Here is a 7,470-nt window from a genome sequence, read left to right on the forward strand (position 1 = left end):
AGCGATAGCGTAGCCCGAAGCACGCCGACCTTGCCCACACAAGCGCAAGCGAAGTGTGGGCAAGGGCACGCCCAAAAAAAGAAAAAAATGATATCAGTCTTTTAGGTTTTCTAAAAAGCAACTCTATCTATAATTTTTGCAGGATTGCCCCAAACTAAACTGTTTGCAGGTATATCAGCTAAAACATTGCTGCCCATGCCTACTAAGCTTTTCTCCCCAATGGTTACACTTTCTTTAATGGCTACATTTGTACCTATATAACAATTTTGACCAATACGCACTCCCCCTGATACGCTCACTCCGCTGGCTATATTCGTAAAACTGTCTATGACACTATCATGGTTAATTACAGTATTTGCTAAAATAACCACTTGATTGCCTATTCTAACATTATTACAAACTGTTACATTTTGTAAAATCACACTACCTGTACCTATTACCGCACTTCTGGATACATACGCAGTAGGATGTATAACTGTAATAAACCGATTGAGAGAAATATGTTTGAGAAGGCTGGATTTTTGTAAATATGTGCGAGCGCTGCCTATTGCAGTAGCAAAAAATACTTCATCATCAAAATTTGAGGCATGCGTTAGTTTACCTAAAACTTTGCAATCAGCATAAATAGTTTTACCTTGTAATTCATCTTTGTCATCTAAAAAGCCTAAGCATTGATACTTCTGTGTGCCTAAACTTTGATTGATATCTAAAAGAGTGTCTAAAATATCAATACCGTTTCCTGTGGCGCCTAAAATGACTACTTTAATGGGCTGCATAACACAATAGAGTAAATTAAAAGTTTTTCCACATCATAGACTCTTTGGGTAAGGGGGAGCGCTCCGCATATTTAGCAGTAGGTTTTTTACAATAATACTGTAAGACTTCGCCCATCGGGCGAAAATAAATTAACTGACCAATAGGCATACCTGCATACACTCGTACAGGTTGAGTTACAGAGATTTCCAGTGTCCAATGGTTACAAAATCCGATATCCCCTTTACCTGCGGTGGCATGAATATCTATGCCTAGCCTGCCCACAGAGCTTTTACCTTCTAAAAAAGGTACAGCATTAAAAGTTTCTGTATATTCTATGGTTGAGCCTAAATACAAGCGATTAGGTAAAAGAATGTAACCCTCTTCGGGTATTTCAAAATGAATGACAGGGTTATGCTTTTTTGCGTCTAAGATTTCATCTCGGTATATAGCTAAATGCTTACTTAAATGAACATCGTAGCTGTTGGTACCTAAACAGTTTCGGTCAAAAGGTTCTATTTTTATGTTACCTTTTTCTATTTCAGCTAAAATTTGGGCATCCGTTAGAATCATATTGCAAAAATAAAGATAGTGCTTGCTTGTAACAAGCACTACCCTTTTTGAAACACTGTCAGTATTTATTCTGTTTTATTTTCGGTTTGGTTATTTGAGCTGCTGTCTTGTGAAGAGGTGGCTGCTTTTTCTGTTTGTCTTTTGGCTATTTGGATGGCTTTGAGTTCTGCTTTGAGCTGTTCTATTTTTTCGGTTAGTTTATCTATTTGGGCTTGAACTGTGCTTCTTAGGCTATCCCCTGCTTTCCCTTTGGCAAAGAAGGAGAGGTTATTTTCAAGCTGCTCTTTTTCTTGCTGCAAAGCTTTGAGTTTTTTGTTGATTTTAGCCTCATTGAGGGTTGGTTTAGTTTCTTTTGAAGCGGCTTCAGCTTGTTTTTTAGCTTTGAGCGCTTTTTTCTTAAAGCTGCGTAAGTGGTCAAAGTAGTTATCACAAGCCGTGTTGAAGCGTTTCCATATTTTGTTCTTGTATTTAAGAGGTACATCGCCAATAGTTTTCCAAAGTTTTTGATATTCTTTGACTTTTTGAGTTAATTCTTCGGTAGGTTCTTGTTCTAAAAAGCTTTCTATTTCTTGGCAAATACGTTCTTTTTCTTGTAGATTTTTGTTACGTTGATTTTCTAACTCTTCGTAGTAGCTTTTGCGCCTTTGAAAAAAGTAGTCGCAGGCTGCTTTAAATTTTTCTGAAAGAATTCTATGCTCTCTTTCGTTTGCAAGAGGAATAGTTTTCCAGTCTTCTTGGTATTTTTTGAGAATTTCAGCAGTTTTTTCCCAATCTGTGCTGTCTTTGAGGGATTCGGCGGCTTCAATTAAAGCCATTTTTTGCTGTATAATGGCTAAGTTCTCCTGCTGTCTTATTTTATGGAACTCTTTTCGTTTAGTTTGGAAGAGCTTAAGGGCATCTTTGTATTCTTTCCAAATTGTGTCGCTTTGTTCTTTGGGAACGTGCCCAATGCTTTCCCATTGTTTTTCAAATTCTTCTATTTTAGTTTGGAGTTCTTTCCAGTTTAGGTTTTTATCTTCGGGGTTGATGCCCTCTACAAAAGTGCGGATTGCTTGGCAGAGTGCTTGTTTTTTAGATAAATTTTCTTGTTGTTCTTTCTGAATTTTCTGAATATACTCCTCATAACGGGCATTGATGGCATCTGTAGCTTTTTTGAAGCGTTCCCAAATTGATGCGTTATATTGTTGTGGAACAGGTCCTATTTCTCGCCAAGTATCATGTAAAATGCGCACGCGTTGAATAGCGACTTTTATGTCTGGTTCTTGCAAAAGTGCTTCCGCTTGTTCACACAAAGATAATTTTTCTTCGTAATTTTTCTTTCGGTCTAGCTCTTTTAGCTCATAGTATAGCTTGACTTCAGCATGTACTTGGTCAAGTAAAGCTTGAAAGCTTTTTTGAAGTTTTTCGTTTTCCCCTGCTGGGGCAGGACCTATTTCTCTAAACTCTTCTTGTATTTTTTTTATTCTTTGGATAGAATCTATGGATTTACCGTCGTAAATGATTTGCCTGAGCTCGTTAATAAGCGCAGACTTGCGTTTAGCGTTATTTAGCTTTTCTTCTTCTAACTCTGCGTAGTGTTTTTCTCTATTTTCATAGAAAGCATTGCATAGTTTATTGAACTTTTCGTTCAGTTTTGCGTCTTCTTCTTCAACAATAACCTTAGCGCTCTCGCAGAGTTCGTTCCATTTTCTGCGTAGTTCTTTGAACTTGTCTGAACCTTGTTTCCAATCAGTAGGCTTTACGTATTGCTGTGCCTCTGCAATGATAGCGAGTTTCAACTCTTTTAACTCTTCAAAGGTCTCTATTTCCACAGTTTTATTATCCTCTTGCATGTACAACGGTAGAATCAGAGTGCAAAAATAAGAGTTTTTTTAATAAAAAACACACTTTTTGCAAACCGTGAGCGTTTGCAGTACAATGTATTGAAAATGAGCATTATACAATTGCAGTATTTACCTATCTATCCAAGTATGTGTGCCGCCTGACATAATATCTTTGACATTGTTAGAAGCTAAGAACTCATGTGGAAAACCTAGCTCTATCTTGCTTACTTCATCTAATCGTTGTAAATGTTCTTGAGATAAGGTAAATGAAAGGCATCCCAAGTTTTCTTCTATGTGCTGCTGAGTTCTACCGCCGATAATAGGGATGATAGGTAAGTTGCGTTGGCGTAGCCAATTGAGTGCTACTTGTGAAGGAGGAACACCTAACTCTTCGGCAATTTTGACAACTTCACGAGTAATAGTGTTACTTCTTTCGCTGCGCTTGCTACTAGTTTCTATGACTCTACCTTGTTCTCCTCTTAAATACTTTCCTGTAAGCACACCACCTGCTAGAGGGGACCATGCTGTAACGGCTAAATTTAATGCTTTTGCCATTGGTAAAAGTTCTCTTTCTGCTGTGCGCTGCAACAATGAGTACTCAATTTGAATACCTGCAAAGCAAGTCCAGCCGCGCAGCTCTGCTAACATATTTGCCCGAGAAATAATCCAAGCAGGAGTATCGGAAATTCCGATATAATGTACTATTCCTCTGCTGACCAAGTCATCTAAACCGCGCATAATTTCCTCAATAGGTGTAGTGCTATCCCATACGTGTACCCATAAAAGGTCAATGTATTCTGTTTTTAATCGTTTTAGGCTGCCTTGTACTGAACGCATCATGTTTTTGCGATGGTTACCTGAAAAATTTACATCATACATTCTGTCGTACAATGTGTATTTAGTGGCTATAACAAATTTATCTCTATCCCAATGTATAAATTCGCCCAACCATTTTTCAGATGTGCCTTCGGTATATCGGTTTGCTGTGTCAATAAAATTTCCTCCTGCTTTGACAAAGGTTTCAAATTGTGCTTTGGACTCTTTGTAGTCTGCGCCCCAGCCCCATTCTGTACCAAAGGTCATTGTACCCAAGCACAATTCGGATACTCTTAAACCTGTGTTGCCAAATAATTTGTATCTCATGCGATACAAAAATAGAACTTTATTGTAAATTGTATAAGTTATGAAAATAGTTTGATTTTTTGGGCGTGCCCCTCGCTGCGCTCGGGTCGAGGCATTCCGCACGTAGCCCGAAGCACGCCGACCTTGTGGGCTTTTGCCCACAAGGACACGCCCAAAAAAATAAAAATTACTATCCTTTAGATAAAAAAGGAATAGCTGCTATGAGCTATTCCTGTAGGTGGGCTTATTGGTTTTAAGTTTATTTTATTTTGCCTTCGGTAGCTGTACCTTTGTTACTGCTATAAATTTCGTAGCGCTCTTTATCGTAGTTATCTCCCTGAATAATGAACTCTACACGGCGGTTCATGGCACGCCCCTCAGGGTTGTCCTTACCGTTTATCTCATTGTCTGCTATGGGCATAGATTCCCCTAAGGTACGATTAGTTAATCGCTTAGCTTCTATACCTTTGGATATTAAATACTGCATAGCGGCCTTAGCCCTGTTCTGTCCAAGAGTAATGTTGTATTGTTCAGGACCGTTGGCATCTGTGTGTCCTGCCACAATTAAGGTAACATTTGGGAATTTTTTCATAATTTCTACTACTTCATCCAAAGTTTTGATAGCGTCTTCTCTTAAATTGTACTTGTCATAATCAAAGTAAATGTTGCGCAGAGCAATGGTTTGCTTAACAATAACAGGTGGTTTTTCTATGGGCAACATAGTGAATTCGGCACTTAGAGTTTGTTTTTTTTCCTGACCAATAGTAATTTCCCGGCTGCTAGGCGTTGGAGGATTAAATCCGTCAATTGTATTGATTTGAACCACAATCACCTCACCTGGGGCTACCTTTTTATCATTTAAGAATTTGCTAATATCTAATTTACTAGTACCACTCACATCAGTGCTAATTCTGCCCAATTCTAGTCCTGATTTAGTCTTAACTGTTCCCCCTACACCTCCTATTGGAGTGTTGTCTTTTGTGTTTTTTACAGAAGTGGTAAGAGTAACTTCGTAAGGTTCAACAGTGTAAATAAAGTAGTATATGTCTGTTTTTCCTACGGGCATATTACCGTAGCTATCAGGAGTAGAGCGGTTAGATACTAAAAAGCCTGTACGAGGATTTTTGGGGTTGACCACATAACAAACATCTTCGGCAGAGCTGTTAATGGGGTAGCCCATATTTTCAGGTTTGCTCCATTGGTCAAGGCTACCTTTGGCTTTAAATATGTCTAGCCCGCCAAAATTAATGTGTCCTGCGGATGCAAAGTATAGTACACCTTCGTTACTGTCGTAGCTGGGAAATTGATCATTTTTGATAGTATTTATGACAGGGCCAGCATTTTTTGGTGTACTCCATTTATCGCCTTCCCAAGTAGAGTAATAAATGTCTAGTTCTCCGTAGGAACCAGGGCGGTCAGATGCAAAGTAAAGGGTTTTACCATCTGCAGTTAAGCAAGGTTGAGTGTCATATCCTAGTGGGCGACCTTTTTTATCAAATCCAACTACTAATTCTTTAACTAATTCAGGTTTTCCCCATTCGCTAGTGGTATCTTTACGCGTACAACGATAAATATGACAACCATCAATAGTGCCATTACCTCCGTTACAAATAGTTATGTATAAAGTTTTGCCATCAGGCGAAATAGCTGTGGTTCCATCATTCATTTTAGAGTTAATGCTGTAGAATTGTTTAGCACTTACTTCGGTAAAAGTTAGATCGTTTTTCATCGTTGCTTCATGAATGTCTGAAAAGGGCTCATCTGTGCCTACATATTTTTTCATGACCTTACCGTTGACCTTGGCACCATCTTTTGTTCCTACACGGCTAGAGGTAAAAACAATCACACTTGTGTCTTGGTAGTACATTGGGGCAAAATCTGAGTTAGGGGAGTTCAAAGTAGGTCCAAGGTTTTTTAAGAGAACCCTTTTTTCTAACTTTTCTTTATTTTTCATGGCTTCCATAGCCATTTTATTACCTTCAATTTCTAACCTTGCGCGGTCCTCTAATTGTTGTTTGCTGTAGATAACTTTTCCATTGTAGCCATAACTTTCAAATCCTGAATTGAGGAATTCCTGAAAATACTTTGTAGACTTTTCATAATTTCCTTTTGCCTTTTGCATTAAGGCGTAATAAAAGCGCACTGTTTTCATCCCTGCATCGGGGTCAATTGACATGGCTTTTTCGTACGCTGCAATAGCAGAGTCATAGTTCATGTTGTAACGATAACAATCTCCCAGCTTTTTCCATGCTTCTGCGTTACCAGGTTCTTTTTTCAAAAATGCGTGGTAGACAGGAATAGCTAGCGCATAAGCATGGTCCCTGTAATTTAAGGAATCTGCATCTTGTAAAGATTGGCTAAAATGAGCTCTTGTTGCAACTACAATAAAAATTAAGATGAATATGTATCTCATGGTTGCTTTACTATTTACAAATTTAGGTAACGATGTAACAAAATTAAAAGGCAAGTTATACACCTTTTTCAAATCTACAAAATTTTTATCTAATTTTTGGACTGTCAGGAGTGCCATAATTGCATAATTTTGGAGGGCAAAGGGACGATTTTTCGTTTTGTATAATCAAAACAAACTATTCCTGTTTTAACATACGCAAGGTCTTTTTGAGTGGTTTGATTGTAAATTTTATACACAATATCAAAGCCGACAGAATGAAAATTAAGGGGCTGCAAAGCAACTTCTAACACATTTCCATGAAAACCTTCTGACTTGTATTGTATGGCTGCATCTGCCATTATGATACCTACACCGCATAAGTTCATTTCAGAATATCCATAGTGGGCTAAGAACTGAATACGTGCCTCTTGTGCAATAGCTAAAACACTATCATTACCTAAATGTCCTCCATAGTTAATCATAGTTATGGGTATGACAAAATAGCATTCAAACAAGAAGTGTTCAGGTAAGTCAATTTTAACCCTTGCCATAAGACAAAGTTAAACTAAGAATATCAAAACCTAAAACATATCGTTTAAATTTGACCAAAAGAGGAAGATATAGCACAGTAGGGCATTTTCTTTGTATGATGATATTTTAGATTTTATTTTTTGGGCGTGCCCCTTGCTGACGCAAGGGTCGGGGGGGGGGGGGGGGGGCGGGGGGGGGGGGGGGGGGGGGGGGGGGGCCCCCCCCCCAGGGAAAGGAAACCCACCCACAACCACAAAAACAACAGCAAAGGAGTAT

Annotated in this window: 6 protein-coding genes; all 6 read right to left on the reverse strand. The window is 38.6% G+C overall.

From position 1 onward, the window contains the following. Nucleotides 1-110 precede the first annotated feature (110 nt). Nucleotides 111-776, reverse strand: a complete 666-nt coding sequence (locus NZ519_09895) for a NeuD/PglB/VioB family sugar acetyltransferase (GenBank protein ID MCS7029064.1) — start codon at nt 774-776, stop codon at nt 111-113. 16 nt (nt 777-792) lie between these two features. Continuing rightward, nucleotides 793-1,326: a dCTP deaminase gene (dcd, locus tag NZ519_09900; protein ID MCS7029065.1), complete on the reverse strand. Its 534-nt coding sequence runs from the start codon at nt 1,324-1,326 to the stop codon at nt 793-795. A 65-nt stretch (nt 1,327-1,391) separates the two neighbouring features. Then, nucleotides 1,392-3,158 (reverse strand): DUF349 domain-containing protein, encoded by a 1,767-nt coding sequence (locus NZ519_09905; GenBank protein ID MCS7029066.1) that lies wholly within the window; start codon nt 3,156-3,158, stop codon nt 1,392-1,394. Nucleotides 3,159-3,278: 120 nt separating this feature from the next. Next, the gene (locus NZ519_09910; GenBank protein MCS7029067.1) at nt 3,279-4,292 is read right to left on the reverse strand and encodes an aldo/keto reductase; all 1,014 of its coding nucleotides are present in this window, start codon (nt 4,290-4,292) and stop codon (nt 3,279-3,281) included. A gap of 238 nt (nt 4,293-4,530) precedes the next feature. Further along, the gene (locus NZ519_09915; GenBank protein MCS7029068.1) at nt 4,531-6,801 is read right to left on the reverse strand and encodes an OmpA family protein; all 2,271 of its coding nucleotides are present in this window, start codon (nt 6,799-6,801) and stop codon (nt 4,531-4,533) included. Next, nucleotides 6,789-7,214, reverse strand: a complete 426-nt coding sequence (locus NZ519_09920; GenBank protein ID MCS7029069.1) for a thioesterase family protein — start codon at nt 7,212-7,214, stop codon at nt 6,789-6,791. Before NZ519_09920 ends, NZ519_09915 begins: the two co-directional genes overlap by 13 nt. Nucleotides 7,215-7,470: the final 256 nt, after the last annotated feature.

The organism is Bacteroidia bacterium, from assembly GCA_025056095.1.
Taxonomy (GTDB): Bacteria; Bacteroidota; Bacteroidia; order JANWVE01; family JANWVE01; genus JANWVE01.